Raw genomic sequence first — 25,054 nt, 5'->3', positions numbered from 1 at the left:
GACCCCCGGCCGGCCGCCGCTCGAACCCTGCCGGAGGCCCCGAACACCTGCGTGGCACCCTGTGGTCCGTCCCGCGCCCGGGCCACGGATCCCGCTCACCCACCCGGCCGCCGGGGCTCACCGAGCCCGCCGTGCCCCGTCAGGAAAGGCGCACCGATGAGCACTTCCCACTCCTCCGGAGGCGGGCCGGGCCTGCGCTCGAACGTCCTCGGGACCTTCGACACCATCGTCATGGCGGTGGCCGGCAGCGCGCCGGCCTACTCCCTCGCCGCCACCACCGCGACCCTCGCCGGTGCCGCCGGGCTGTTCGCGCCCGCCGCCCTGTTCTGGTGCGCGATACCGATGCTCGGCATCGCCTGGGCCTTCAACTACCTGGGTCGGATCGACGTCAACGCCGGCGCCAGCTACTCCTGGGTCGGCCGGGCGCTGCACCCCACACTGGGCTTCATGAGCGGCTGGGCGCTGGTGGTCTCCGCCACGCTCTTCATGGTGGCCGGCTCGCTGCCCGCCGGGTCGTACACCCTCTCGCTGTTCTCGCCCGAGCTCGCCGAGAACACCGCACTGGCCACCGCGGTCGGGGCGCTGTGGTTCCTGGTGATGGCCGCACTGGTGCTGATGGGCGCCCGGATCACCGCCCACGCGCAGTGGGTCATGACGGGCGTCGAGGTCGTGATCCTGGTCGTCTTCGGAGTGGCCGCGCTCGTCCACGGCGGCTCCGCCGCGGTGTTCTCGTGGTCCTGGATCTGGGGGTTCGGCCACTTCGGCGGCGCGAGCGGCTTCGCGGCCGCCGCGCTGATCGCGGCCTTCTACTTCTGGGGCTGGGACGTCACCGCCAACCTGAGCGAGGAGACCGCCGACAGCCGCCGCAACGCGGGCCTCGGCGGCCTGCTCGGTGTGGCGACCACCTTCGCGATCTTCGAGATGGTGACCATCTCGGTCAACCTGATCATCCGCCAGGAGGACGTCCAGACCAACAGCAGCACCCTGCTCGCGGACCTGGGCGAGGCCGTCTGGCCCGGCTGGGGCGGCAAGGTGCTGGTCCTCGCGGTGGTGCTGTCCACCGTCGCCACCCTGGAGACCACCCTGATCCAGGTGTCCCGCTCGCTGTTCGCGATGGGCCGCGACCGCACCGTCCCGGCCGCCTTCGGCCGCTCCCACCCGCGCTGGCAGACCCCCTGGGTGGCACTGGCCGCCGTCTCCGCCGCCTCCCTGCTGCTGCTCGTGGCCTCCAACGCCCTCGGCTCGGTCAACACCATCCTGACCGCCGCGGTCAACGCCATCGGACTGCAGATCGCCTTCTACTACGCGCTGGCCGGGCTCGCGGTCGTCGTCGCCTACCGGAAACTGCTGTTCAAGTCGGTCTCCAACGCCGTGTTCATCGGCGCCTGGCCGCTGCTCGGCGCGGTGTTCATGGCCTTCGTCTTCGTCCAGGCCCTGTTCGACTTCACCGCCCTCCAACTCGGCCTGGGGCTGGGCACGCTGGCCATCGGCCTGGTCCCGATGGGGTGGTACTGGAAGCGGGACAGCCCCTACTACCGTCCGGCCAGACTCGACGCGACCGACGCCGACGACGTCGAAGCCCGCTACGGGGAGAGCGAGTTGACCGCGGCCTCCACCGACCGGGGCGGCCTCGCCACCGACCTGTGACCCGCCGTCCCGCACCAGGTCCCCCCAGCGCAGGAGAGTGAGCCCGTGGCCAGAGGGCACAGCCGTCCCTCGTCGTCCGCCTTCGACCCGACCCTCGGCGACCGACCGCTCGCCGAGGCGCGCCAGGACGTCCTGGTCGGCCGCTGGCAGGGCGCCCGCGACCTGCTGTACGCCACCGGACGGGACTGGGACCGCCGCACCCACCGGATGCGCCTGCTCGCGGACGCGGCCGCCGGCAACCGCACCGTGGAGACCTGGCAGGCCGCCGAACCGGGCAGCCGCGACGCCGGCGTGCTGCGCGCCGAGACCGACGTGATGCGGCTGTTCAACGCCGTCGCCGCCGGTGCCCCACCACAGCCCGACACGGACGCCGCCGACCGCGACCGCCTCGACCGCGCCGTGCGGACCTGCCTGCTGGCCGCGGACGGCAGCCCCGACGACCCGGTGCCCTGGGTCTCCCTGATGACCGTGGCCCGCCTCTACGCGGGCGGCCACCCGCAGACCGGCCCCTGGTGGCGCGAACTGAAGGCCCGCGACCGCGACACCCGCGAGGGCCACCACCAGGTGCTGCGCCACGTCTCGGCCCGCTGGCACGGATCGCACACCAGGATGTACGACTTCGCCTGGGACGCCGCCTCCTTCGCGCCGTCCGGCTCCCCGCTCCTCGCCCTCACCCAGGCGGCCCGCGCCGAGCACTACCGCAGCCTCGCCGAGCACGGCGCCACCACCGAACTGCTGCTCTCCCAGCACTGGAGGAGCGAGGTCGCCCTCCGGGACCTCGACCAGAGCTGCGAGCACTGGCTGCGTCCGCGCGCCTACGAGTTCGCCCAGGACGTCGCCGACCTCAACTACCTGGTGCACGGCCTGGTGATGGCCGGGCTGACCGAGCAGGCCCGGTACGTCTTCGGCCTGCTCGGCAACCGTCCGACCCGGGTGCCCTGGGCCTACACGGACGACCCCGAGGAGCTCTTCCGACGCTGGTACGAGCGCCTGACGCGGTGAAGGCGGCCCGGACGGCCGTCACCGCGTCCGGCGCTCGTACCAGGTCAGGCGCCCTGCTCCTGCTCGGCCTCCACCTGGGCGTTCCACGCGCGCTTGCCGGCCCGCCAGACCTCGTCGCTGTGCCCGAGCCGCCAGTAGCCCGAGATCGACAGCCGCTCGCGCGCGACACCCCGGTCCAGCCGCAGCTGGCGCCGGAGCTCCTTCACGAAACCGGCCTCGCCGTGCACGAACGCCGACACCTCACCGGCCGGGAACTCCAGCGCCGCCACCGCCTCGACCAGCGCCTCGCCCACCGGGCGGTCGCCGCGGTGCAGCCAGGTGACGCCCACACCGTCCGGCGTGATGACCTTCTGCTCCTCCGCCGGGCCGGCCACCTCCACCAGCGCGTGGACCACCGCGCCCGCGGGCATCCGCTCCACGGCCGCCGCGATCGCCGGCAGGGCGCTCTCGTCACCGGCCAGCAGGTGCCAGTCGGCGGCCGGGTCCGGGGCGTAGCCGCCGCTGCTGCCGGCGATCAGTGCCGCGTCCCCGGGCCGCGCCCTCGCCGCCCAGGGCCCCGCCAGGCCCTCGTCCCCGTGGACCACGAAGTCGACGGTCAGCTCCAGCAACTGCGGGTCCCAGCCCCGCACCGTGTACGTCCGGGAGACCGGCCACTGCTCGCGCGGGAACTCCTCGCGGATCCGGGCCAGGTCGAAGGGCTCCGGGTAGGTCACGCCCTCGGCCGGGAACAGCAGCTTGAAGTACCGGTCGGTGAATTCCGAGTCCCCGAAGGACTCCAGCTCCGCACCCCCGAACACCAGCCGCACCATGTGCGGGGTGAGCCGCTCGGTGCGCACCACCTCCACCGTGCGTACCCCGGGTGCCTGCCGTGCCGACTGATCCGCCATGAGATTCCCCCCGCTGAGGCCTGTCCGTGCCGAGTCAAACTAACACCCGGCGCGGGCCCGCGCGCCCCGCAGCTCCAGCGTGCAGCACTTCACGCTGCCACCGGCCTTGAGCAGCTCGGTGACGTCCACCCCGATCGGCTCGAAACCCCGCTCGCGCAGCGCCTCGGCCAGCCCGACGGCGGCCTCCGGCAGCACCACCCGCCGGCCGTCGGACACCGCGTTCAGGCCGAACACCGCGGCGTCCTCGGCGGTCGCCAGCACGGCGTCCGGGTAGAGCTCCTCCAGCGTGCCCAGGCTCCCGGCCGAGAAGGCGCCCGGGTAGTACATGATCTCGGTGTCGCTCAGCACGGCCAGCGCGGTGTCCAGGTGGTAGTACCGCGGGTCCACCAGCTCCAGCGTGACCACCTCGCGCCCGAGCACCCGCTGCGCCTCGGCGTGCGCACGGCGGTCGGTGCGGAAGCCGGTGCCGGCCAGGATGCGCTCGCCGACCACCAGGTAGTCGCCCTCGCCCTCGTTGCTGAACTCGGCCCGGTGCACCTGCGGGTAGCCCCGGGCACGGAACCACTCGGCGTAGGCCGGCGCCTCGCCGGTGCGCTCCGGGTGGTGGAAGCACGCCACCAGGACCCGGCCGTCCACCACGGTCGCACCGTTGGCCGCGAACACCATGTCCGGCAGCCCGGGTACCGGCTCGATCAGCTCGACGGTGTGGCCGAGCCGCAGGAAGAGGGTGTGCAGCTGCTCCCACTGGGCTATCGCGAAGTCGGTGTCGGTGGGCTTGGTCGGGTCCATCCACGGGTTGATGGAGTAGTCGACGGTGAAGTGGGTCGGCCGGCACATCAGGTAATGGCGTGGGCGGGCGGTGCGGGTGACGTCCGAGGACACGTGCGGCATTCCTTCCGAGGGGGTGGTGCGGGTGGGGGCGGAGCGCGGCGTCACACCCCGACGGCCTGGTCGAAGGTGAACAGGCGGTCCGGGTCGACGCGCTTCTTGATCTCCACGAGGCGGGCGTAGTTGGCGCCGTAGTACGCGGTGCGCCAGTCCGGCAGGTCGGGGTCGGTGAAGTTGAGGTAGGAACCCCCGGCGAGGTGCGGCGCCAGCGCCTCCCGCAGGTCGGCGAGCCAGTGCAGGTTCGCCGCCACCGTGGCCGGGTCGTCCCGCTCGTCCCAGGAGGTGTCCATGCTGACCAGGTACTGCGCGTCGCGGTGCACGAAGGCGGTGGCCGCCGGGTCCACCCGGTTGATCGCACCGCCCCAGCCGAACAGGGCCAGCCCGCAGCCGTCCGGGTTGCCGCTGCCCGGCCGGTGGGCGAGCAGGGCGAGGACCTCGGCGACGGCCCCGGGGGGCAGCGGCTCGGTGGCGAAGCCCGTGCGGACGGCGAACGCCCCGCCCGCGGTCTCGTGCAGCAGGTAGTCCTTGGCCTGCCAGAAGGTGCGGTCGGCGATGTCCGCGCGCTGCGGACGGGCCACCGCCAGGACCGGCGCCAGCAGTTCGCGCAGCTCGCTCGCCGGGCCCAGGTGCAGCCCGACCGCGGACACCACGGCGTCCCGGCCGTCGGCCGCGCTGACACCGAGCCGCACCGAGAGCTCGTCCGGGGCCCGCCGCATGACGTCCTGGAGCACCGCGAACACCGCGGGCGCCGCGCCGCCGTCCCACAGCAGCAGGCAGGTGGAGACGTCCGGCACCGGGACGGCCTGGAAGGTGAAGGAGACGTTGATGCCGAAGTTGCCGCCGCCGCCGCCCCGGCAGGCCCAGAACAGGTCCGGGTGCCGTTCGGCGTCGCAGGTCACCAGCTGCCCGTCGGCGGTCACCAGGGTGGTGCTCACCAGGGCGTCCGCGGTCAGGCCGAGCCGGCGTGAGGTCGCGGCCGAGCCGCCGCCGAGGGCCAGGCCCGCGATGCCGACCGTCGCGCCGTTGCCGAGTGCGAACGCCATCCCGTGCGGCTCCACGGCGGCGTACACGTCCGCCATCAGCGCGCCGCCCGCCGCCGTGACGAGGCCGGTGCCGCCGTCGGCGGTCACCGTGTTCAGCGCCCGGGTGTCCACGACCAGACCGGTGTTGACGCAGAACCCCGCGTAGCTGTGCCCGCCGCCGCGCGGCACGACCGGGACGCCCTCCGTGCGCGCCCACTCGACGGCGCGCCGCACGTCGGCGACGTCCGCCGCGGCGAGGACGCCGCCCGGCACGGTCCGGGTGAACCGCCGGTTGAACGGCGCGGCGGCGGTGCCGAATCCCGGCTCTCCCGGCCGCGTCAGCCGGCCGGTCACGCTCTTCTCCAACTGCCGCCAGGCGGCCTCGGACCCGTCGCTCACGGTGCCACCTCCATGCTCAGCACACCTCTTCGATGCAGGAGGTCCCGGTCGCGGCGTGCGGCCCGTAGCGCTCCCAGACCTCGTGCAGCCGCACCCGGCCGTCGGCGGTCAGTTCGGGGGTGTTCACCGTGCGGCCGCAGACCACCTCGCCGGAGACCAGGACGATGGTGTACCCCATGGCGAGGGAGCCGTCCGGCTGCCGGGTGCCCGCGGCCCAGCCGCGCCGGACCGCGCCGCCGGCGACCTCGCCCCAGACCAGGTCGTCCTGCTGGTGGTAGACGGCGACGGTGTCGGCGTCGCCGTCCGCGGAGCGGAACCTGCGCCCGTCGTAGTCGATCACGAGGCCGGTCCCGCCGGCGCCGGGTCGTGGGCGGCCTCCTGGTCGAGGAACTCGGCCGCCGTCGTGCGGTCCCACCAGATGGCGTAGTACGCGAAGTCCTCGTCGCGCTCGTTGACGATGCTGTGGTCGACCCCGGGCCGGATGAACGCCAGGTCCCCGGCGGCGAGTTCGTACCGCTGGTCGCCGGTGACCACCTCGGCCCGGCCGGCCATGCAGATGAAGATCTCGTGCTCGTGGTGGGAGTGCACCTCGGAGACGTCCCCCGGGCGCAGCACGCACCAGGCACCGAGGAACGGTGTGTCCAGCCCCGGCCAGGGTTGGAGCAGTCTGAGGTCCAGACCGTGGTCGCGGGTCAGGTGCTCCGGCTCACGCGGGCGGACGGTCACGTCGGCATGCTTGCGGTCGGTCAACGTTCCACTCCGATCGGGGTGCTGGGACTGGCGGGCGTGCGACGGGGCCCAGGCTAGGAGCCGGTGCTGCCCCGCGGACAGGGGAACTCTTCCCTCCCGCACGGGAATCTGCGATCACCGCGCGGACGGCGGCCCCGCGGGCGGCCCTGCTACCGGCCCTGCCCGAGACCGGCGTCCCGGGCCAGCACGATGGCCTGGGCACGGTCGGCCACGCCGAGCTTGCCGAAGATCGCGGAGATGCGGTTGCTGATGGTCTTGGAGGCGAGCGCGAGCTCGCGGGCGATCGCGGTGTTGGACTTGCCCGCCGCTATGCGTTCCAGTACGTCCCGTTCCCGGTCGGTGAGTTGGGGGAACGGGTAGTAGCGCTGCCCGGAGACCGGACGGATCAGCGCGGCCAGCCGTCCGGCGATCGACTTGTCCACGATCGCCTGCCCGGCCGCGACGGCCTGGATGCCGCGCAGGATCTGGTCGGCGTCGGCGCGCTTGACCAGGTACCCGCGCGCCCCGGCGTGGAACGCGGAGGTGACGGCCTTGTCCTCGTCCACCGAACTGAAGACCAGCACCCCCGTCCCGGGGGTCAGCCGCAGGACCTGCGTGATCACCTCCATCCCGGTCGGCTCGTCCATCAGCGGGTCGATCACCAGGACGTCGGGCCGGTAGCGCGAGGTCTCGGCGAGCACCTCGCCGGTCGTGGCGGCCTCGCCGACCACCGAGACCCCGCCGGAGCGTTCGAGCATCGACCGGACGCCCTGCCGGATCGCAGGTTGGACGTCGGCGAGGAGGACGGTGAGGGGGGCAGGGCCGGTGCGTGACGGTGCGGGTTCCCGTTCGGGGCGGCGACTCGAATGGTCCGATCGGGCATCCAGCTGTGACGGCACTGGCCAAGGTAAACCATTGATGCTCCCATTTCGGTTCATCTGCCCCTCTGAAAAGGAGTTCCTCCGGCTGGGGTCGTTCGGGGTGGTACCGGCCGGCCGCGACACGCGGCGCTCCGGCCCCGAATCACCTGACGCGTGATCGGTGCCGCCGTTGGGCCATGATGCTGGCTGACGCAACACCGGAGCAAGCGTCCGTCTGCGCTTCGGAGTTGCCAATTCCGGACACGCGATTCCTGCCGATAGGAGCGCCTTGTGCCGGTCTGGGCGCGAAGCGCCCGGGCGGCCCGGGCCGGAGTCGCACAAGCGCGTGGCGGCCGGCCACATGAATATGTGAATCACCGGGAATCCACGCCGGACGGGTGGGGGATCCGGGCCGGAATTGCAATGCCGGCGGAATGTGGTGCGGGCCGGCCCGGCCGCCGAAATCGGCCGCGCCCGGCGCCGGCTCAGGCATCCGCGGACTCGGCCACGCCGATGTCGCGCGCCCGGCGCAGGATCTCCTCCCGGCTGCGCCAGTGCGACCAGAAGGCGCCGGTGTACCCGAGCCCGCTGAGGCTGGTGAGGAACGGGTTGTCGGCGTAGTTGTTGTCGTGCTCGCTGGAGCCGGACAGCGTCGGCAGCATCACCCGGTGGTAGTCGGCGGGATCGATCAGGTCCCAGAGCAGGTCCACCGAGCGGCCCCACCGTTCGGACGGATCGGCGGCGGACCCCGGATCCTCCAGCAGGTCCGGCGAGAAGTAGCAGACCAGCCGGAAGTCGCCCTGTTCGTCGAACATGAACTGCCGCTCGTACTCCACCGGGCCGGAGCACTTGGCCTGCGGCTTCAGCACGATCGGCCCGGTGGCCGTGTTGGACTGCAGCCCCGGCACCGTCCGCACCCCGTCGCACTGCTCGGCGATCGCGATCCCCATCGGCGTGTACGGGAACAGCCGCAGGCCCAGCGAGAACCCGGTGACCGTGGCGTCCAGGGCCATGAACGCCTCGACGCAGTCCCGCATCGACTCCGGCGTCTCCCCGGGCATCCCGAACAGCGCCTCGACCATGGTGAGCATGCCCCGCTCGTGGCAGAGCCGGACCAGCCGCTCGGTGTCGGCGAACTCGTAGTAGGTGGTGCCCCTGGCGGTGACCTTCCAGCCCTCCAGCATGTCCTTGCGCAGGTGGTCCGAGCCCACGTTGACGCCGCGGCAGCCCGCTGCGGCGAGCAGGTCGGCGAACTCCTCGTCGAACGGGCTGGGTTGGCAGTACACCCAGAGCCGCAGGCCGTTCAGCGGATTGGCCGGGTCGGCGTGCCGGCGGCGGACGATCTCGCGCAGCAGGTTCTTCGCGTGGGAGATGGCGAGGTTGAACTCGCTGTCCGTGGTGTGCTGGTCCAGGATGCCCTGGGCGGCGAGCGACTGCATCTCGTCCACCACGGACGCGACCTCCCGCCGGCCGCTCCGCACCCCCTTCGCGTCCGGCTCCACGCAGTGCGAACAGCGGTACGTGCAACCGTTCTTGGTCAGGATGCCGCCCAGCCCGCCGCGCTGGTAGTACAGCAGGTTGTCGACCCTGTACGGCGCCCCGGAGCGCCGGACGTACGTCGCCGCGGTGTCGACCTGCCACACCCGGGGCTCGAACTGCCCGGCGGCGGCCGGCGCCGCCGGGACGCCGTGGCGCACGGCGAGCACCGCCGGCGGCACCCGGAAGACCCCCTGGGGGGTGTTGCGGATCAGACCGGCCACCGTCGCCGGGTCGCGCCCGGTGACGAGCGCGTCGGCCAGGTCGCAGATGATCCGCTCACCGGGGCCCTTGACCCCGTACGGGATGCCGAAGTAGTCGACCAGGGCGAACGGCATGGTGGAGAAGCCGATGCCGCCGGCGACGATCGGGGCGTCGGTGAGCCGTTTGATCTCGGTGATGATCTCCTTGTGCTCGCCGACGAACGGACGCTGCTCGAAGGCGTACACGGTGTCGGTGTTGCGGACGGTGACACCGATGAGCATCGGACTGCGCACCGCGAAGTACTCGGCGAGGCAGGACTTCCAGTCCTCGCGGTGGAACGTGAGGTCGAGGACCTCGACCTCGAATCCGGCCGCCTCCAACGAGGTGGTGAGCACGTCGAGCGCGTAGGGCGCGATCGGCGGGTGCACCTTGTTGGGGTTGACCAGAAGGACAGGGCGTCTGCTCATCGGATTTCCTCCACGGGCCTGCACGCGCAGGCGAATGACCGCTGCGTGTTCCCCCCCCGGCGCGCGGGGGGAACACGCAGCGCTCGCGGCACTGATGTGGTTGTCGCGCAGGGCCGGACAGGACCTAGACGATGCCGAGGCTGATCCCGAACTCGGGCCTGCCGCCCACCAGGTAGGCACCGGCCGACTGGAGGATGCGGTCCTGGGCGATGAGGTGCTGGCACATGGTGGCGGTGTCGCGCAGCCAGCGGTCCATGGGGGAGGTGCGGTTGATGGACCAGGTCTGGAGCAGGTCGTAGAGGCGGTCGACGATGGTGCGGGAGGTGCGGAAGGCGTGCAGCCAGGCGAGGGGTGAGGCGGCGCGTTCGTCGGGGGTGAGGTCGTCGAGGGTGCCGCCGGCGGCGAGGACCTCCCACTGGCGGGTCATGGCGGCGTAGACGCCGTTGCGGGTGGCGTTGTAGTCGGCCTCGCACTCGGCGAGGGTGACCTGGACGCGGAAGCTGTCGGACCAGGCGGTGCCGGTCATCCGGTCGACGCGGGTGAGGGCGATCTCCCTGGCGTGGTCCAGCGCGGCGCGAGCCACCCCCAGCGGCACCCCGCACATGCTGCGGGTGAAGGCGTCCGGCTGGGCGAGCGGTCCGGGCCGCCCGTGGACGGTCGAGAAGGTGTAGGTGTGCTCCTCGGGGACGAACACGTCCGTGATGGTGTAGTCACAACTCCCGCTGCCGCACAGGCCGGTGGTGTGCCAGTTGTCGATCAGGGCGACCTCCCGGCGGGGCACCATGAACTGGCGGGACTCGTGCGGGTTGCTGCCGTCCGGGCTGGCGTAGGGCTCGCCGTCCCGGTAGACGAACGCGCCCGAGGTCACCCAGTCGCTGTGCCCGATCCCGCTGCCGAACGACCACCGGCCGCTGAGCCGGAAACCGCCCGGGACGCGCTCGGCCCGCCCGGCCGGCTGGAGCAGCCCGGCGGTGATCATGTCCGGGTGGGGGAACATCTCCTTGGCGACCGCCTGGTCAAGGAAGTTGCTGTAGATCCCGGTGTTTGCGCCGATCATGCCGCACCAGGCGGCCGAGGCGTCGCCGTAGGCGAGCGCCTCCACCACCTCGGTCTGTTCGAGCGAGGTCAGCTCCAGGCCGCCCCACTCCCGGTTGAAGCACATCCGGAAGATGCCGGTCCCGCGGAGCAGTTCCACCACGTCGGCGGGCAGCCGCCGGGCCTGCTCGATCTCCTGCGCCCGCGCCCGCAGCACCGGTGCCAGGGCCTTCGCCCGGGCCAGGAGTTCGGCTGCGGTGGTGGGTGCCTCGGTGGCCGGAGTCCCGGTCAACGTCATGTCATCGCCCCTCAGCTGATGGGTCACGCGGGCCGTTCGCCCGGTCCGCGGTACGGGACGGCCTACTTGACGAGGCCGAGGCTGATCCGGAACTTGGGGGTGCCGCCCAGCAGGTAGGCGCCGACCGACTCCAGGACGGCGTCCTGGGCGGTCAGGTTCTGGCACATGGTGGCGGTGTCGCGCAGCCAGCGGTCCATGGGGGAGGTGCGGTTGATGGACCAGGTCTGGAGCAGGTCGTAGAGGCGGTCGACGATGGTGCGGGAGGTGCGGAAGGCGTGCAGCCAGGCGAGGGGTGAGGCGGCGCGTTCGTCGGGGGTGAGGTCGTCGAGGGTGCCGCCGGCGGCGAGGACCTCCCACTGGCGGGTCATGGCGGTGTAGACGCCGTTGCGGGTGGCGTTGTAGTCGGCCTCGCACTCGGCGAGGGTGACCTGGACGCGGAAGCTGTCGGACCAGGCGGTGCCGGTCATCCGGTCGACGCGGGTGAGGGCGATCTCCCTGGCGTGGTCCAGCGCGGCGCGCGCCACCCCCAGCGGCACCCCGCACAGCGCCCGCATGAAGGACTCCGGCTGGGACAGCGGGCTGCGCCGGCCGCGTGCCTCGTAGAAGGTGAAGGTGTGCTCCTCGGGGACGAAGACGTCCGTGACGGTGTAGTCGCAACTGCCCGTCCCGCACAGGCCGGTGGTGTGCCAGTTGTCGTCGACCTCGACCTGGTCGCAGGGCACGATGAACTGGCGGGACTCGTGCGGGTTGCTGCCGTCCGGGCTGGCGTAGGGCTCGCCGTCCTGGTAGACGAACGCGCCCGAGGTCACCCAGTCGCTGTGCCCGATCCCGCTGCCGAACGACCACCGGCCGCTGAGCCGGAAACCGCCCGGGACGCGCTCGGCCCGCCCGGCCGGGGCGAGCACGCCGGCGGTGATCATGTCCAGGTCGGGGTAGACCTCCTTCACCACCCGCTGGTCCAGGAAGTTGGCGAGCAGCCCGGTGTTGGCCCCGATCACGCCGCACCAGGCGGCCGAGGCGTCGCCGTGGGCAAGCGCCTCGACGACCGCGGTCTGCTCCATCGAGGTCAGCTCGGGGCCGCCCCACTCCCGGCCCCACCCCATCCGGAAGACGCCGGTCCCGCGGAGCAGTTCCACCACGTCGGCGGGCAGCCGCCGGGCCTGCTCGATCTCCTGCGCCCGCGCCCGCAGCACCGGTGCCAGGGCCTTCGCCCGGGCCAGGATCTCCGCGGCGGCGGTGGTGGGGGCCCCGGCCCCCGGGTCGTGCGTGGTCATGTGTCCGTCCCTCGGCTGCTCGTCGGTCCCGGTCATTCGTCCACGTCCAGCAGGCCGGCCGGCATCGCGAACGGCGCGTCCGCGACCGGCGGGCCGACCGGTTCGGTGTCCAGCTCGACCAGGGCGGCCGCCCCGGCCAGCCGCTCCCGGCAGGCCGGGACGGAATCGGCCTCGCACACCACGAAGGAGTGGCGGGCCAGGTACCCGCCGGGCGGCAGCCTCAGCATGCTGCCCGGCTCGGCCATCGGGGCCGCGGCGACCAGGCCGGGTGCCCGCTCCGGCACCGCGACCGAGCGCAGCAGGCAGTCCCGTTCCGGGTAGCCGAACCGGATGCCGGCCACCGCCCGACGGGCCGGTGCGGTCTTCGGCCGCCGGCCGGTGGCCACGTCGAAGAGCACCTCGCCGGGCTCGATACCGGTGGCGATCCGGCCCAGGAACGGGATCAGGTCGCCGCCGAGCCGGCCGTTGATCTCGATGATCAGCGGCCCGCGGTCGGTCAGCCGGACCTCGGTGTGGGTGATGCCGTCCTCGATGCCGAGCGCCCGGTGCGCCCGGGCCAGCGTGTCCGTCAGCTCCCGGTCCGCCAGCAGCGGGTCGGCCGCGTCGACGACGTGGCCGACCTCCTCGAAGTACGGATGGTCGCTGCTGTCCTTGCGGGCCACGAACAGCGGCAGGTACTCGCCCCTGTGGATCGCGCCGTCGACGCTGATCTCCGGCCCGGGGGCGAACTCCTCGACGATGACGCTGGCCCGGTACGGCCCGGGGTCGACCCGGCTCGCGGCCAGCGCGATGGTGAACGCCTCGTCCAGCCCGGCCCGGTCGGCCGCGAACACCACACCGATGCTCGCCCCCATCGCCCGCGGCTTGAGCACCACCGGGTAGCCGATCCGCTCGGCCGCCGCCCTGGCCCGCTCCACCGTGGTGGTGAGCTCGAAGCCCGGCTGGTGCAGGCCCGCCGCGGTCAGCTCGGCCCGGGTCAGTTCCTTGTCCCGGCAGCCGCGCACACCGCGCTCGGACAGCCCCGGCACGCCGAACTCGGCGGCCAGCAGGCCGGCGTCCAGCACCAGCGGCTCGTCCCAGCACATCACCCCGACGATCCGGCGCCGGGCGGCCACCTCGCGGGCGGCGGCGCCCATCACCGCGGAGTCGAAGACGTTGGCGACGACCACCTCGTCGAAGTACTCGCTCTGCCAGGTCGGCTTGAGGTTGTTGAGCAGCACCAGGTCCAGGCCGGCCGCGCGGGCCCGGCGGCTGATCGGTGCCACGAGGTACTCGCGGTACACCTTGAGCCCGCTGCCGACGACCAGCAGCGTCCCGTTGGTGGCGGTCATGCGTCCCCTCCCTCGGGGTCGGGACGGCGGGTCATCGGGCGACCCGGTCCGGGGTGGTGCGGCGGGTGAGGCGGTCGGTGGTGAGGTCGTGGGAACGTTGGGCGGGGACTCCGAGCAGCAGGGTGCCGTCGGCGAGTCCGGTGTTCCCGCTCCCGTCGACGACGGCGGCGAGGGGCAGGTTCGCCGGGCCGGCGCCGATCGCCGGAACGCCCACCTCGTGGTCGGTCACGCTTCCCCCTCGACGGCAGTGGATCCGTTCCCGTCCCGCGCGGCCCCGTCGTCGTCCGGGCGCAGCTCGATCCGGACCAGCCCGGCGGCGGACTCGGCCAGCCGGAGCGCCTCGGCCGGGCTCTTCGCGTGCGTCATGACGATGCCCACCCGGTCCCACGAGGTGCGCAGCCCGGTCGACCGGTGGCCGGCCGGCACGCTGCACTGGGCCATCAGCACGCCCTCGGCCCGCCGCGCCTGCTCGACACCGCGCACCTCGCCGACCCGGCCGGGGCCGGGTGCCAGGAACCGGACGGCCGCGCCGCCCTCGGCCCGCGGGGGCAGGGCGCTCGGCGGTTCCTCGCCCTTCAGCACCGCGAAGTAGCAGCGGAACAGCTCCACCGGGTACGCCACTTCGATGAGGTCGACGATCGCGTCGCCGGGCAGCCGGCCCGCGCACTCCACCAGGTACGGCACGCCGTCCGAGACGATCCACTCGCAGTGCACCACGCCGTCCCGGAAGCCCACCGCCGTCACCACGCGGGCGGTCTCGTCGCCCAGCGAGGCGGCCAGGGCGGCCGGGACGTCGGCCGGCACGACGTGCGCCAGCTCCACCGGGTGCGGGCCCGGGAACAGCCGCTTGCCGGTCACGTTGACGAACAGCGGCGCGCCGCCGCGCACCAGCATCTCGACGCTGTACTCGTCCCCGTCGACGAACTCCTCGGCCAACATGGACAGTTCCATCGGCCGGTCGGGGACGAACACGCCCTCGTCCTGGACCAGGCAGTCGGCCCACGCGGCCTCGACCTCCGCCGGCCCGTGCAGCACCCGGGTGCCCACCGACGCCTGCCGGTTGGCCGGCTTGAGCACCACCGGCCCCGGCGCCTGCCGGACGAACGCCAGCACCTCGGCCGCGCTGCGCACCGCCGTACTGGCCGGGTTGGCGACGCCGGCGGCGGCACTGACCTGCCGCAGCAGCGCCTTGTCCCGCAGGATCAGCGCGGCGCCGAGGCCCGCGCCGGGCAGCCCGTACCGCTCCGCGAGCCGCGCGGCGAACGGTGTGGCGTACTCGACCGCCGGGACGACCGCGGCGGGGTCGAGGCCGGGGTGGGCCAGGTAGAACGCGTCGGCCCGGCCCGGCAGGTGGTACTCCCACTCGATCAGGTCGCGGACGAAGGCCACGTCCTTCAGCGCCTCGCGGACGCCCCGCTTGCGGGCGACGTCCGGCTCCTCGACGTAGATCACCGAGCCCTCGGGCTGGAACGCCCCGATGGCGGCCAGCGTGACACCCACGAAACCGACGATCAGCACCGGACGGACGGGGGCGGGTCGCTCGTTCATACCGTGTCTCCGACGACCTCGTGGTTGCCCTCGGGACCCGCGGCCGGCTCTGCGGCGGCTTCCGTCGCCGGCTCGCGCCCGCGGTTCAGCCCCGCCGTCGCGAGCACCCCCGCGGCGCCGTTCACCACCGCGCACAGCACCCAGAAGCCGCTGCCGAGCCGGCTCCAGACGAACACCCCGAACAGCGGCCCGATCGCCAGCCCGAGGCCGGCCACCGCCTGCATGGTGCCGATGTACCGGGCCTTGAGCGCCGAGGGGAAGGTCGCCGGGTGGGCGAACATGCTCGGGCCGGCGATCATCAGCCCGCTCACCGCGAGCACCGCGCCGAGCAGCACGAACGCCCCGGAGTGGGTGGCCAGGGCGTACACCGCCAGGCCGAGCGAGTTCACCAGGTGGCCGAGGGCCACCGCGGTGTGCGTGGGGATCCGCAGGATGTACGTGGTGATCTTCAGCTCGCAGGTGATCAGCACCACCGAGGAGACCGTGAGCACCCCGCTGTACAGACCGGTCGGATAGCCGTCCCCGACCACCTCCAGCGGCAGTGCGATCGAGGACTGCACGTAGGTGACGGTGCCGAGCAGCACGGCCGCCAGGTAACAGAGGTACCTGCGGTCCCGCAGCATGGCGGCGTACGCCGCGCGGCCGGTGACGGCGGCCGGGCCCGCGCGGTCCGTCCCGGTGTCGGCCCCGGCCCCGCCGTCGTGGCCGGCCCGCCGCGGCAGCAGGACGAACGCCAGGGCCGCGTACAGCAGCGCGGTCAGCCCGTCCAGCCAGAACAGCGCGTCCCAGTCGGCCAGGATCAGACCCGCGGCGATCAGCGGTGCCAGCGCGGCACCGGTGTTCAGCGCGATCCGCATCATCGAGAACGCCATCACCTGGTGGCGCTCCGGCATCTCCTCACTGAGCAGCACCGACGCCGCCGGCCGGTACGCCTGCGCGAGCAGGCCCGCGAGCCCGACCACGAGCAGCAGCAGCCACAGCCGCCCCGGCCGGCTCAGCCACGGGATGACCGCGACCAGCGGGGCGGAGCCCGCCATGGCCGTCACGATGGTGGCGCGCGGGCCGAACCGGTGCGTGAACTCCCCACCCAGCATGGTCCCGAAGATCGTGCCCACGCTGTAGGCGACGATCCCCAGACCCGCCGTGGTGACCGACAGGCCCCGGTGCGTCAGGTACAGCACCAGGAAGGTCTGCACGAACGCGCCGAGCTGGTTGACCAGCACGCCCCCGAGCAGGTACCGCACCGTGACCGGGGTCGCCCGCAGGGTGTCGAACACACCGATCGGCGCCTCTTCGTCCTTCATGCCGCCACCTCCGTCACCGCGTCGACGATCCGTCCGGCGACCAGCGGCGCCGAGGCGAACCCGGTGCCGCCGCAGGCCGCCCGTGCCCAGACGGCCGGGCCGAGGCGGGCGAGCTGCGCACCGCCGGTCTCCGCGTCCGTCGTGTAGTGGCAGGCCCTGGCCGCCACCACGGTGTAGCGCCCGACGTCCGGCAGGACGCCCGCCAGGGCCAGCCGTTCGGCCCAGGGCGCCTGGTCCTCGTCGGCGCAGTCCGCCGCGGCGACCTCCCGGCACACCGCGTCCGAGCTGATCTTCAGCAGCGTGCCTCCCCCCGGCGGCACCGCCCAGGCCCGACCGTCGGCGCCCAGGCCGCCCGCCGCGGGCGCCGTCCGCCACCAGCGCGCCAGCCGATCCGGCGGGCGCAGGTAGAGCATGGTCTGACGGTGCAGCACCACCGGACGGCCCACCAGCTCACGGCCCCACGGACCGGCGGCGACCAGGACCAGGTCCGCACTGAGCACCTCACCGCCGGCCAGCTCGACCCGCCCGGACCGGGGATCGACCGCCGTCACCGCGCAGTGCGGCCGCAGGACGACCGCCGGATGCGCGGCCAGCCACCGGGCCGCGGCCCGCAGCACCCGCCGCGCCAGCAGAACCCCCGCCCGGGTCTCCCGGACACCGGTCGCACCGGCCGGGAACCCGAGGTGCGGCAGACCGGCCGGGTCGAGCCGCGTCACCTCCACGCCCGCTTCGGCCGCCGAGGCGACCACCGCGGCCACCCGGTCCGGCGGCCAGGCGGTGACCACGCCGACGCGGCGGTAGAAGGCGGTGCCCAGGACGGTCTCCAGCTCCCGCCAGCGGCGGTGCGCGGCGACCATCCGCCGGGTGCCCTCCGGATCGCCCGGCACCAGGGTGCGGATCGCCCGGTGCTGGTCGTAGGAGCTCGACCCCGGGTCGGGGATCGTGCCCCGGTCCAGCACCGTCACCCGGTGGCCCGCAAGCGCGCACTCCAGCGCGGTCAGCAGCCCGACCACGCCCGCCCCCACCACGACCACCCGGGCGGCCCGGACGGCGGTCACCGGTCGGCCCCGGCCAGCCGCGGCAGCCGTCCCGGCGTCACCTCGGTGGCGTGCGAGGCGGCCGGGATCCCGCCGTCCGTGAGGCCCTCCGCGGCCAGGTCGATCAGCAGCGGCGCCGCGCAGCGCAGGAAGACCTCCACCTCGTGGCAGAAGTCGCCCGCGTCGGCCGCCGACACCTCCCACCGGTCCAGCCGGGCGAGTTGCTCGGTCAGGGTGAAGGCCGCGGCCGTCAGGCTGAAGCGGCGCGGGTCGTACGCGGCGGCGAACCGTTCGAGCAGCCGCGCCGCCGCGGTCCTGGAGCGGGCCGACACCGGCAGCGGCCCGGCGTCCGCCCAGCCGTCGGCCTTGGCCGCCACCCGGTTCCACGGCCGCACCAGCCGCGCGTCGGTGACGGCGGCCATCGCCCCGCGGGTGAAGTTGGTCCGCTGGTAGTCCGGGCCGGTGGCGGCCAGGTAGAAGCGGACGAGGTCCCGCGGCACCTCGGCGGCCAGCTCCCGTCCCGTCACCACGTGACCGCGGCTGCTGGAGAACTTGTCGTGGTCCAGCTCGTAGAACTCGTTGGTCACGAAGTGCTCGGGCAGGACGTGCTCGCCCAGCGCCATCAGCATCGCCACGCCGACCACCGCGAAGGCGAAACTGGCGTCGGAGCCGAAGAAGTACACCACCTTCGCGCCGGCCTCGGCCGACCACAGTCGGTCCGCGCCGCCGTCCGTGCCACCGTCCGAGCCGTCTTCCGCGGCGCCGTCCGTCTCGCCGCGGTGCTCGGCGGCCAGCGCGGTGCAGTGCATGCTCCAGGCGACGGTCTCGGCGTCGGAGTAGATCACCTGCCCGGCGACCTCGGGGAACGGCGCCGGGATGCCCCACGCGATCGGCAGCGTCACGGGGTAGTCCGGCAGCGGCCGGGACAGCAACTCCTCGACCAGCTGCGCCAGACGCGGGCGCATCGTCGCGGCCTGCCGGGCGAAGTACGCCCCCAGCGCCTCGCGGTACTCCTCCAGCGGCAGCACCAGCACCTCCCGCTCGCGCAGCTCCACCGGGTCGTCCGGGTTCAGCGTCGAGCGCGGGTCGGTCAGTTCGCCGGACGCGATCCAGTGCCCGCAGTTCTCGCACAGCCCCGCGCAGCCGTCGGCCAGGCAGACCGGGCAGCCGCCGCGCACGTAGGCGTCGGTCAGGTACTCCCCGGTGCGCGGCGCGTACGGGAAGGGCACCACCCGCAGCCGCAGCCGGCCGAGGCCGTGGAGCCGTTCGAAGAACGCCCGGACGGACCCGACGTACCGGTCGTCGAAGCGGACGAACCCGTCCGGCTCGATCCCCACGGCCGCCAGCGTCTCCTCCACCTGGCCGCCGGAGCGGACCCGCAGTTCCTCGGGGTCGACGCCCAGCCTGCGCGCGGTGGTCACGATGTAGTTCTGCGTGAAGTGCACGCCCGTGCCGAACAGCACGTCCCGGCCGGCGGCGCGCGCGTACCGGGCGCAGACGTCGGCGCTCAGGAACGGGCCGGCCAGGTGACCGAGGTGCAGGTCGCCGTTGGCGGTCGGGCCGGGGGCGATCACCATCGTGCGGTCCATCAGCCGGCCCTCCGCGGGGTGGTGGTGCGACGGGTGAGCAGGTCGGTGGTGATGTCGTGGGAGCGTTGGGCGAGGACGCTGATGAGGGAGTCGGCGATGCCGTGGGTGGCTTCGTTGACGCCTTGGAGGTAGATGGCGGCGGTGGTGGTCCGGCCGAGGTCGATGCGGTAGTTGCGGGTGACGTTGATGTGGGGGAGTCCGGTCTTGGTGGCGAGGTCGCGGACGAGGGCGGGCATGCGGGTGTCGTAGCCGGTGCCGAGGAGGACGAGGTCGCAGGGGAGGGGCGTGGTCTTGCCGGTTCGGCGGTCCTTGAGGTCGAGGGTGACGGTGTCGGTGTGGTCGTCGTAGTGGGCGTGGGTGACTTCGGTCATGGTGTGGATGGTGGCGCGGGGGGTTCCGAGGATGCGTTGCCGGTAGAGCATGGTGTAGAGCTCGTCGAGGAAGGGGGGTGCGAGTCCGGCGTAGTTGGTGAGTCGCATTTCGTCGAGGACCTGGGCGCGGATCTCGGGTGGGCTGTCGTGGAATTCGTCGACGAAGGAGGGGAAGAAGAGTTCGTTGATGAATTTGCTGGTCTGGTAGTTCTGGAGTCCGATGGAGCGGACGATCATGGTGATGGTGCTGTGGGGGAGGTTGTCGTGGAGGGCGTAGAACATTTCGGCCGCGCTCTGGGCGCCGCCGATGACGACGGTGCGCAGGGGCTGGTCGCGGGGGATGCCGGAGATGCGGGTGCGGTAGCGGGAGCTGTGGATGACGCGGTCGGGGGGGAGGTGGGTGAAGGGTCGGGGGATGTGGGGGTCGCGGCCGGCGCCGATGACGAGGTCGCGGGTCCGGATGGTGTCGCCGTTGTCGAGGGTGACGTGCCAGCCGGTGGGGGTGTGGCTGTGGTCGTGCAGGGGGTCGATGGTGGTGACGCGGGCGTTGTAGCGGATCTGGACGTGTTCGAGGGTGGTGGCGACCCACTGGAGGTAGTCGGAGAATTCCCAGCGGAAGGGGTGGAAGGTGCCGAGGTTGACGAATTGGTCGAGTCGGCCCTGGTCGTGGAGGAAGTTGAGGAAGGAGTATTTGCTGCGGGGGTTGCGGAGGGTGACGAGGTCCTTGAGGAAGGAGACCTGGCTGCGGGCCCAGGGCATGAGGAGGTCGCGTTGCCATTTGATGTCGGGTGCCTGTTCGAGCAGCAGGGTGCTGTCGGCGAGTTCGGTGTTTCCGCTCTCTTCGATGGCGGCGGCGAGGGCCAGGTTCGCCGGGCCGGCGCCGATCGCCAGAACGCCCACCTCGTGGTCGGTCACGTTTCCCCCTCGATGACGGTGGATCCGGTCACGGACCGTCGGCCACCGGGAGGTTCACTGCCGGTGGGGCCACGGTTCCGGAACGCCGGTCGAACGACGTAAGGAGGCTAGGGAGCGGTCGTTCCCGATCGATAGGGGAACTCTTCCCACGGCCCGGGGAACTCTGTGACCGACCCGGCCCGAGATGCTGGGAAGACGGCGGACCCCGGCGGCGGGGAGCGCCGCCGAGGTCCCGTTCACACGTCGCGCCGGCCCACGACGACCAGCGCCAGGACGATCGCGATCACCGGCCAGAGCGCGAGCACGGTCCACGACCCGGCGATGGTGGCCGTGTACCCGAGGCTGGTGTCCGGCTCCCAGTACTCCAGCAGGCGCCTCCAGGCCGTGGCCACCATCGCGTGGTTGACGTCGGCCGACCAGCGCCGGGAGTCCGAGAACATCGGCTGCAGCATCAGCAGGGTGAAGGCGGTGGTGACCATGGTGGCCGCGCCGTGCCGGATCAGCACTCCCAGTCCCACGCCGACCAGCGCGCACACCGGAGCCAGCAGCGTGGACGCGACCAGCGCCCGCAGCACGCCCGGACGGTCGAACGGGACACCGGCGTGACGCCCGCTCAGGATCGCCTGGGAGAGCAGGAAGGCGCCGGTCGACACGGCCGCGCCGACCGCGGTCCACACCGCGGCGAGGGTCACGGCCTTGGCGAGCACCACCGAACCGCGGGCCGGCACCGCCACCGTAGTGGTGCGGATCAGCCCGCTGCCGTACTCGCCGACGACGGTGAGCGCACCGACACTGCCGGCGACCAGCATCAACGTCAGGTAGCCGGCGGCCGGGAACGCGTCGAACACCAGGAACCCCTGGTCGGTACGGGCGTCGGAGCCGGCCCTCCCGATGTTGTCGACCTCCGCCAGCGACGCCGCCGCGGCCGATCCGATGACGAAGAGCACGACGAACGCGAACGTCCACGGGGTCGAGCGCAGGGAGCGCATCTTGATCCACTCGGCGGCCAGCAGGTCGCCGAAGCGGGCCGGGAGTTCGGCGACGGGGGCTGGGGGCTCGGCGACGGGGGCGCCCGGGGCGCCGGAGGGAACGGCGGAAGGTGTGGTCATCGGGGACGTCCTGCCTGGTGGTCGACGCTGTCCGCGGTCAGTTCCATGAAGGCCTCCTCCAACGAGGCGCTGCGGGTGGTCAGTTCGTGCAGCACGATGCGGTGCTCCAAGGCGAGCGCCCCGATCCGGTCGGTCGGCAGCCCGGTCACGACGAGCCGTTCGGCCCCGGCGGAACCCTCCGGCTCGACCACCGCGCCCGCCGCGGTGAGCAGCCCGGTCAGCTCGGCGGCCCGCGGCGTGCCGACCACGGCACCGGGCCGGGTGCCGCGGGCCGCGAAGCTCCGTACCGACTCGGCGGCGATCAACCGGCCCTGTCCGATGACGACGAGGTGGTCGGCGGTCCGCTCCATCTCCGTCATCAGGTGGCTGGAGAGGAAGACCGTCCGGCCCTCGGCGGCGAGCCGTCGAAAGAGGTGGCGCATCCAGAGCACGCCCTCCGGATCCATCCCGTTGATCGGCTCGTCGAACATCAGCACGGGCGGATCACCGAGCAGGGCGGTGGCGACGCCGAGCCGCTGCTTCATACCGAGCGAGAACCCGCCGATCCGGCGGCGGGCCGCCTCCGACAGGCCCACCTCCTGCAGCACCTCCTCCACCCGGCGCCGCGGGATGCCGTTGCTGCGGGCCAGCGCCGCCAGGTGGGCCGCGGCGCTGCGGCCGCCGTGCACCTGGCCCGCGTCCAGCAGGGCGCCGACGTGCCGAAGGCCGCGCCGGTGGCTGCGGAACGGAACACCGCCGACGGTGGCGGTGCCGCCGCTGGGCGTGTCCAGGCCCAGGATCATCCGCAGCGTGGAGGTCTTGCCGGCACCGTTGGGCCCGAGGAAGCCGGTGACCTGCCCGGGGCGGACGGTGAACGACAGCTGGGCGACGGCGGTCCTGCCGCCGTAGGTCTTGGTGAGTTCGTTGACTTCGATCACAGCCCCGACGGTGCCGGTCACACCCCCGCCCGGGCATCGGGCCGGAGGCGGCAATCGCGTGGGACGTCAGCCCGGGGGCGTACGCCTCCGGGCCCATGTCCCGTGGGCGGCGGCCGGATACGCTCGCGGAATGACGAGGACGAGGCTGATGACCTGGGGCGGCGGGGCGCTGTACCCGGTCGTGCTGCTGTTGCCGGTGTGCGACGCGCCCGAGGCGTCCGGCACCCGGCAGGGCATCGGGGCACTGCTCGCCTCCGGTCTGCTCGTCGGGGTGCTGCGCCGCCGTCCCCAGGTGGCCCTGACGATGGTCCTGGTGGGGGCTGTCCTGGTGGTTCCGCTCTGCCACGACCGGAGCCCGGGCCGGTTCGCCCCGTTCCTGGCGGTGGACCTCGCCCTGGGCCTCATCGTCGCCACCCGGTCGCGGCGCGCCTCGACCGTCGCCGCCGTGGTGTCGGTCACGGCGCAGCTGGCCACCGTCGCAGGCTTCACCCAGGGGTCGGACGGCATGATCGGCGCCTGCGTGATCACGGTCCTGCTGGTGGCCGCCTCCGGCATGGCCGGCCTGCTGATCCGCGAACGCCGTGCGCACGCGGGCGCGCTGCGCACGCAGCAGGTGGCCGAGGCGGTGACCGCCGAACGGCTGCGGATCGCCCGCGAGTTGCACGACATGGTCGCGCACAGCATCGGCATCATCGCCATCCAGGCCGGGGTGGGCGGCCGGGTCATCGAGACCCAGCCGCTGGAGGCCCGCGCGGCCCTGCAGGCCATCGAGGCCACCAGCCGGGAGACCCTGGCGGGCCTTCGGCGCACGCTGGTGGCGTTGCGTCAGGCCGATCCGCATCCCGGCGCCGCGCAGGCACCGCTCGCCCCCGGACCGGCCCCCGGCCTGGCGGACATCGAGCGGCTGGTGGCGGCGACCGCGGACGCGGGGGTCGAGGTCGAGCTGCGCTGGGCCGGCGAGCGGCGTCGACTGCCGGCCGAGGTGGACCTGTCCGCCTACCGTATCGTGCAGGAGGCGGTGACCAACGTGGTCCGCCACGCGGGCGTCGGGCGCTGCCGGGTGGCCATCGACTACGGATCGGAGGAGCTCGCCGTGGAGATCGTCGACGACGGGCGGGGGATGCGGGGCGCGGCGGGATCCGGCTTCGGCATCACCGGCATGCGGGAACGCGTCAGCCTGCTGCACGGCCGGTTCAGCGCCGAGGCGCGGCCCGGTGGCGGATTCCGGGTGGCGGCCCGACTGCCGCTGGCCGAGCCCGTCGGGCTCCCGGTGGACGTCCGATGAGCATCCGTGTCGTCATCGCCGACGACCAGCCGCTGGTCCGGTCCGGCCTGCGGGTGATCATGGCCGACCACCCCGACCTGGACGTCGTCGGCGAGGCCGCGTCGGGTGCGGAGGCGGTCCGACTGGCCCGGGAGCTGGCCCCCGACGTGGTGGTGATGGACCTCCGGATGCCGGGGATGGACGGCATCGAGGCCACCCGCCTGATCGCCACCGGCTGTGCCACCACCCGTGTCCTGGTTCTGACCACCTTCGACGAGGACGAGCACGTGTACGGCGCACTGCGCGCCGGCGCCGGCGGGTTCGTCGTCAAGGACATGGCGGTGGACGACATCCTCGCAGCGGTCCGCGTGGTCGCCGCCGGTGACGCCCTGATCGCCCCGGGCGTCGCCCGCCGTCTGATCGCCGAGTTCGTCAACCGGCCCGCACCCGCCGCGGAGCGCTCCCCCCGCCCGGTCGCGGGCATCACCGAGCGCGAACGGGAGGTCCTCACCCTGGTCGGCCGGGGCCTCTCGAACTCCGAGATCGCCGGCGAGCTCTTCATCTCGACGGCCACCGCCAAGTCCCACGTGGCCCGGCTGTTCACCAAGCTCGGCGCCCGCGACCGGGTCCAACTCGTGATCGCCGCCTATGAGATGGGCCTGGTCACGGCGCCGAGGTGACCTGTCGTCCGGGCGGCCGCGGTCCGGGCGGGCTGGCGGCCGGGCGGGCCGGCGTCCGTCAGACCGGGGCGCGTCCGGTGTCCAGGACCAGGCCCGCGACGTGGTCGGCGATCATGTCGAGGATCTGTTCGGCCGCCCGGGCGTCGCCGAGCACCAGGAAGTTCAGCGTCAGGCCGTCCGTCATCGCGGCCAGGTAGCGTGCCAACACGGCGTCCGGGACGCTGAGTTCGACGCCCGCCAGGTCGCGGAGCCGGTCGAGCAGCTCGATGTAGGCGGCGGAGTACAGCTCGTACTGCCGCCGCGCCAGGTGCTCGAAGCCGGGCTGGCGCAGCGCGTACTGGGTGAGCTCGTAGGTGAGCATGTGCTCGCCCGGGTTGGCGGCCACGTGGTCCCAGTAGGCCCGGAAGCCGGACCGGACGGTCTCGCGCAGGGTGGCCCTCGGCCGGATCGCCTCCCGGACCATGGCGACCGAGTGCTCGGTGATGGTCGCGATGACGGACTCCAGCAGGGCCTCCTTGGAGTCGAAGCAGTAGTGGAACACGCTCAGCGACACGCCCGCCTCTGCGGCGATCGACCGGGTGGTGGTCCGGGCGACGCCGTCGCGGGTCATCGCGCGGATCGCGGCCTCGGTCAGCTGTCTGCGCCGCTCGGCGGACGGCATCCGTGCCATCGGGGGAGTCCTCTCGTTCACGTGCTGCGTGCTGCGTGCTGCGTGCTGCGTGCTGCGGTCGTGCGTGCGCC

23 protein-coding genes are annotated in these 25,054 nt (G+C 73.2%); 4 read left to right on the top strand and 19 right to left on the bottom strand.

Features of this window, described 5'->3' with window-relative positions; translation table 11 throughout:
• The first annotated feature begins 156 nt into the window (after positions 1-156).
• Together ACIOFR_RS16505 and ACIOFR_RS16500 are read left to right on the top strand one after the other, a co-directional pair.
• The gene (locus ACIOFR_RS16505; RefSeq protein WP_400997300.1) at positions 157-1,647 is read left to right on the top strand and encodes an APC family permease; all 1,491 of its coding nucleotides are present in this window, start codon (positions 157-159) and stop codon (positions 1,645-1,647) included.
• A 45-nt stretch (positions 1,648-1,692) separates the two neighbouring features.
• The gene (locus ACIOFR_RS16500) at positions 1,693-2,649 is read left to right on the top strand and encodes a hypothetical protein (RefSeq protein WP_400997298.1); all 957 of its coding nucleotides are present in this window, start codon (positions 1,693-1,695) and stop codon (positions 2,647-2,649) included.
• Between the two features lie 44 nt (positions 2,650-2,693).
• Here ACIOFR_RS16500 and ACIOFR_RS16495 read toward each other — a convergent pair whose 3' ends face one another.
• The 18 genes from ACIOFR_RS16495 to ACIOFR_RS16410 form a co-directional block, all read right to left on the bottom strand.
• Positions 2,694-3,536: a siderophore-interacting protein gene (locus ACIOFR_RS16495; protein ID WP_400997296.1), complete on the bottom strand. Its 843-nt coding sequence runs from the start codon at positions 3,534-3,536 to the stop codon at positions 2,694-2,696.
• A gap of 39 nt (positions 3,537-3,575) precedes the next feature.
• Entirely contained in the window at positions 3,576-4,427 is an 852-nt protein-coding gene (ddaH, locus tag ACIOFR_RS16490; protein ID WP_400997294.1) for a dimethylargininase, read from the bottom strand.
• Between the two features lie 41 nt (positions 4,428-4,468).
• Positions 4,469-5,845: an FAD-binding oxidoreductase gene (locus tag ACIOFR_RS16485; protein ID WP_400997292.1), complete on the bottom strand. Its 1,377-nt coding sequence runs from the start codon at positions 5,843-5,845 to the stop codon at positions 4,469-4,471.
• 16 nt (positions 5,846-5,861) lie between these two features.
• Positions 5,862-6,185, bottom strand: coding sequence for a hypothetical protein (locus ACIOFR_RS16480; RefSeq protein ID WP_400997290.1), 324 nt, complete (start codon positions 6,183-6,185; stop codon positions 5,862-5,864).
• Positions 6,182-6,595 carry a cupin domain-containing protein gene (locus ACIOFR_RS16475; protein ID WP_400997288.1) on the bottom strand — a complete coding sequence of 138 codons (414 nt, stop codon included), beginning with the start codon at positions 6,593-6,595 and terminating at the stop codon, positions 6,182-6,184. The genes ACIOFR_RS16480 and ACIOFR_RS16475 overlap by 4 nt, the downstream gene beginning before the upstream one ends.
• A gap of 149 nt (positions 6,596-6,744) precedes the next feature.
• The gene (locus ACIOFR_RS16470; protein ID WP_400997286.1) at positions 6,745-7,512 is read right to left on the bottom strand and encodes a response regulator; all 768 of its coding nucleotides are present in this window, start codon (positions 7,510-7,512) and stop codon (positions 6,745-6,747) included.
• A gap of 407 nt (positions 7,513-7,919) precedes the next feature.
• Positions 7,920-9,641: a tryptophan 2-C-methyltransferase gene (gene tsrT, locus ACIOFR_RS16465; RefSeq protein WP_400997284.1), complete on the bottom strand. Its 1,722-nt coding sequence runs from the start codon at positions 9,639-9,641 to the stop codon at positions 7,920-7,922.
• 124 nt (positions 9,642-9,765) lie between these two features.
• Positions 9,766-10,974, bottom strand: a complete 1,209-nt coding sequence (locus tag ACIOFR_RS16460; RefSeq protein ID WP_400997282.1) for an acyl-CoA dehydrogenase family protein — start codon at positions 10,972-10,974, stop codon at positions 9,766-9,768.
• A gap of 62 nt (positions 10,975-11,036) precedes the next feature.
• Entirely contained in the window at positions 11,037-12,248 is a 1,212-nt protein-coding gene (locus tag ACIOFR_RS16455) for an acyl-CoA dehydrogenase family protein (RefSeq protein WP_400997279.1), read from the bottom strand.
• 32 nt (positions 12,249-12,280) lie between these two features.
• Positions 12,281-13,579, bottom strand: coding sequence for an ATP-grasp domain-containing protein (locus ACIOFR_RS16450; RefSeq protein WP_400997276.1), 1,299 nt, complete (start codon positions 13,577-13,579; stop codon positions 12,281-12,283).
• A 31-nt stretch (positions 13,580-13,610) separates the two neighbouring features.
• Positions 13,611-13,808 carry a hypothetical protein gene (locus ACIOFR_RS16445; protein ID WP_400997274.1) on the bottom strand — a complete coding sequence of 66 codons (198 nt, stop codon included), beginning with the start codon at positions 13,806-13,808 and terminating at the stop codon, positions 13,611-13,613.
• Entirely contained in the window at positions 13,805-15,127 is a 1,323-nt protein-coding gene (locus ACIOFR_RS16440) for an ATP-grasp domain-containing protein (RefSeq protein WP_400997272.1), read from the bottom strand. Before ACIOFR_RS16440 ends, ACIOFR_RS16445 begins: the two co-directional genes overlap by 4 nt.
• Positions 15,124-16,431: an MFS transporter gene (locus ACIOFR_RS16435; RefSeq protein ID WP_400997270.1), complete on the bottom strand. Its 1,308-nt coding sequence runs from the start codon at positions 16,429-16,431 to the stop codon at positions 15,124-15,126. Before ACIOFR_RS16435 ends, ACIOFR_RS16440 begins: the two co-directional genes overlap by 4 nt.
• Positions 16,428-17,489 (bottom strand): FAD-dependent oxidoreductase, encoded by a 1,062-nt coding sequence (locus ACIOFR_RS16430; RefSeq protein WP_400997267.1) that lies wholly within the window; start codon positions 17,487-17,489, stop codon positions 16,428-16,430. The genes ACIOFR_RS16435 and ACIOFR_RS16430 overlap by 4 nt, the downstream gene beginning before the upstream one ends.
• Positions 17,486-19,057: a class I tRNA ligase family protein gene (locus ACIOFR_RS16425; protein WP_400997264.1), complete on the bottom strand. Its 1,572-nt coding sequence runs from the start codon at positions 19,055-19,057 to the stop codon at positions 17,486-17,488. Before ACIOFR_RS16425 ends, ACIOFR_RS16430 begins: the two co-directional genes overlap by 4 nt.
• On the bottom strand, positions 19,057-20,343 hold the full coding sequence (locus tag ACIOFR_RS16420) for a lysine N(6)-hydroxylase/L-ornithine N(5)-oxygenase family protein (protein ID WP_400997262.1): 1,287 nt from the start codon (positions 20,341-20,343) through the stop codon (positions 19,057-19,059). The genes ACIOFR_RS16425 and ACIOFR_RS16420 overlap by 1 nt, the downstream gene beginning before the upstream one ends.
• 236 nt (positions 20,344-20,579) lie before the next feature.
• Positions 20,580-21,452 (bottom strand): ABC transporter permease, encoded by an 873-nt coding sequence (locus ACIOFR_RS16415; protein ID WP_400997260.1) that lies wholly within the window; start codon positions 21,450-21,452, stop codon positions 20,580-20,582.
• Positions 21,449-22,369: an ATP-binding cassette domain-containing protein gene (locus ACIOFR_RS16410; protein WP_400997258.1), complete on the bottom strand. Its 921-nt coding sequence runs from the start codon at positions 22,367-22,369 to the stop codon at positions 21,449-21,451. Before ACIOFR_RS16410 ends, ACIOFR_RS16415 begins: the two co-directional genes overlap by 4 nt.
• A gap of 130 nt (positions 22,370-22,499) precedes the next feature.
• On the opposite strand from ACIOFR_RS16410, the gene ACIOFR_RS16405 reads away from it, so the two are divergent.
• Entirely contained in the window at positions 22,500-23,654 is a 1,155-nt protein-coding gene (locus ACIOFR_RS16405) for a sensor histidine kinase (protein WP_400997256.1), read from the top strand.
• On the top strand, positions 23,651-24,313 hold the full coding sequence (locus ACIOFR_RS16400; RefSeq protein WP_400997253.1) for a response regulator: 663 nt from the start codon (positions 23,651-23,653) through the stop codon (positions 24,311-24,313). The genes ACIOFR_RS16405 and ACIOFR_RS16400 overlap by 4 nt, the downstream gene beginning before the upstream one ends.
• A gap of 58 nt (positions 24,314-24,371) precedes the next feature.
• Here the strand turns inward: ACIOFR_RS16400 and ACIOFR_RS16395 are convergent, their stop codons facing one another.
• Entirely contained in the window at positions 24,372-24,983 is a 612-nt protein-coding gene (locus ACIOFR_RS16395; protein WP_400997251.1) for a TetR/AcrR family transcriptional regulator, read from the bottom strand.
• Positions 24,984-25,054: the final 71 nt, after the last annotated feature.

The organism is Kitasatospora sp. NPDC088346 (genome assembly GCF_044740765.1).
Classification (GTDB): Bacteria; Actinomycetota; Actinomycetes; order Streptomycetales; family Streptomycetaceae; genus Kitasatospora.
This window is presented reverse-complemented; position numbering and strand designations above follow the sequence as displayed.

What these genes read in the sequence shown, in the direction of transcription:
- ACIOFR_RS16505 (WP_400997300.1), top strand. Translation starts at nt 157, where the DNA reads ATGAGCACTTCCCACTCCTCCGGAGGCGGGCCGGGCCTGCGCTCGAAC.
- ACIOFR_RS16495 (WP_400997296.1), bottom strand. Translation starts at nt 3,536, where the DNA reads ATGGCGGATCAGTCGGCACGGCAGGCACCCGGGGTACGCACGGTGGAG.
- ddaH (WP_400997294.1), bottom strand. Translation starts at nt 4,427, where the DNA reads ATGCCGCACGTGTCCTCGGACGTCACCCGCACCGCCCGCCCACGCCAT.
- ACIOFR_RS16470 (WP_400997286.1), bottom strand. Translation starts at nt 7,512, where the DNA reads ATGAACCGAAATGGGAGCATCAATGGTTTACCTTGGCCAGTGCCGTCA.
- tsrT (WP_400997284.1), bottom strand. Translation starts at nt 9,641, where the DNA reads ATGAGCAGACGCCCTGTCCTTCTGGTCAACCCCAACAAGGTGCACCCG.
- ACIOFR_RS16460 (WP_400997282.1), bottom strand. Translation starts at nt 10,974, where the DNA reads ATGACGTTGACCGGGACTCCGGCCACCGAGGCACCCACCACCGCAGCC.
- ACIOFR_RS16455 (WP_400997279.1), bottom strand. Translation starts at nt 12,248, where the DNA reads ATGACCACGCACGACCCGGGGGCCGGGGCCCCCACCACCGCCGCCGCG.
- ACIOFR_RS16450 (WP_400997276.1), bottom strand. Translation starts at nt 13,579, where the DNA reads ATGACCGCCACCAACGGGACGCTGCTGGTCGTCGGCAGCGGGCTCAAG.
- ACIOFR_RS16440 (WP_400997272.1), bottom strand. Translation starts at nt 15,127, where the DNA reads ATGAACGAGCGACCCGCCCCCGTCCGTCCGGTGCTGATCGTCGGTTTC.
- ACIOFR_RS16435 (WP_400997270.1), bottom strand. Translation starts at nt 16,431, where the DNA reads ATGAAGGACGAAGAGGCGCCGATCGGTGTGTTCGACACCCTGCGGGCG.
- ACIOFR_RS16425 (WP_400997264.1), bottom strand. Translation starts at nt 19,057, where the DNA reads ATGGACCGCACGATGGTGATCGCCCCCGGCCCGACCGCCAACGGCGAC.
- ACIOFR_RS16415 (WP_400997260.1), bottom strand. Translation starts at nt 21,452, where the DNA reads ATGACCACACCTTCCGCCGTTCCCTCCGGCGCCCCGGGCGCCCCCGTC.
- ACIOFR_RS16405 (WP_400997256.1), top strand. Translation starts at nt 22,500, where the DNA reads ATGACGAGGACGAGGCTGATGACCTGGGGCGGCGGGGCGCTGTACCCG.
- ACIOFR_RS16400 (WP_400997253.1), top strand. Translation starts at nt 23,651, where the DNA reads ATGAGCATCCGTGTCGTCATCGCCGACGACCAGCCGCTGGTCCGGTCC.
- ACIOFR_RS16395 (WP_400997251.1), bottom strand. Translation starts at nt 24,983, where the DNA reads ATGGCACGGATGCCGTCCGCCGAGCGGCGCAGACAGCTGACCGAGGCC.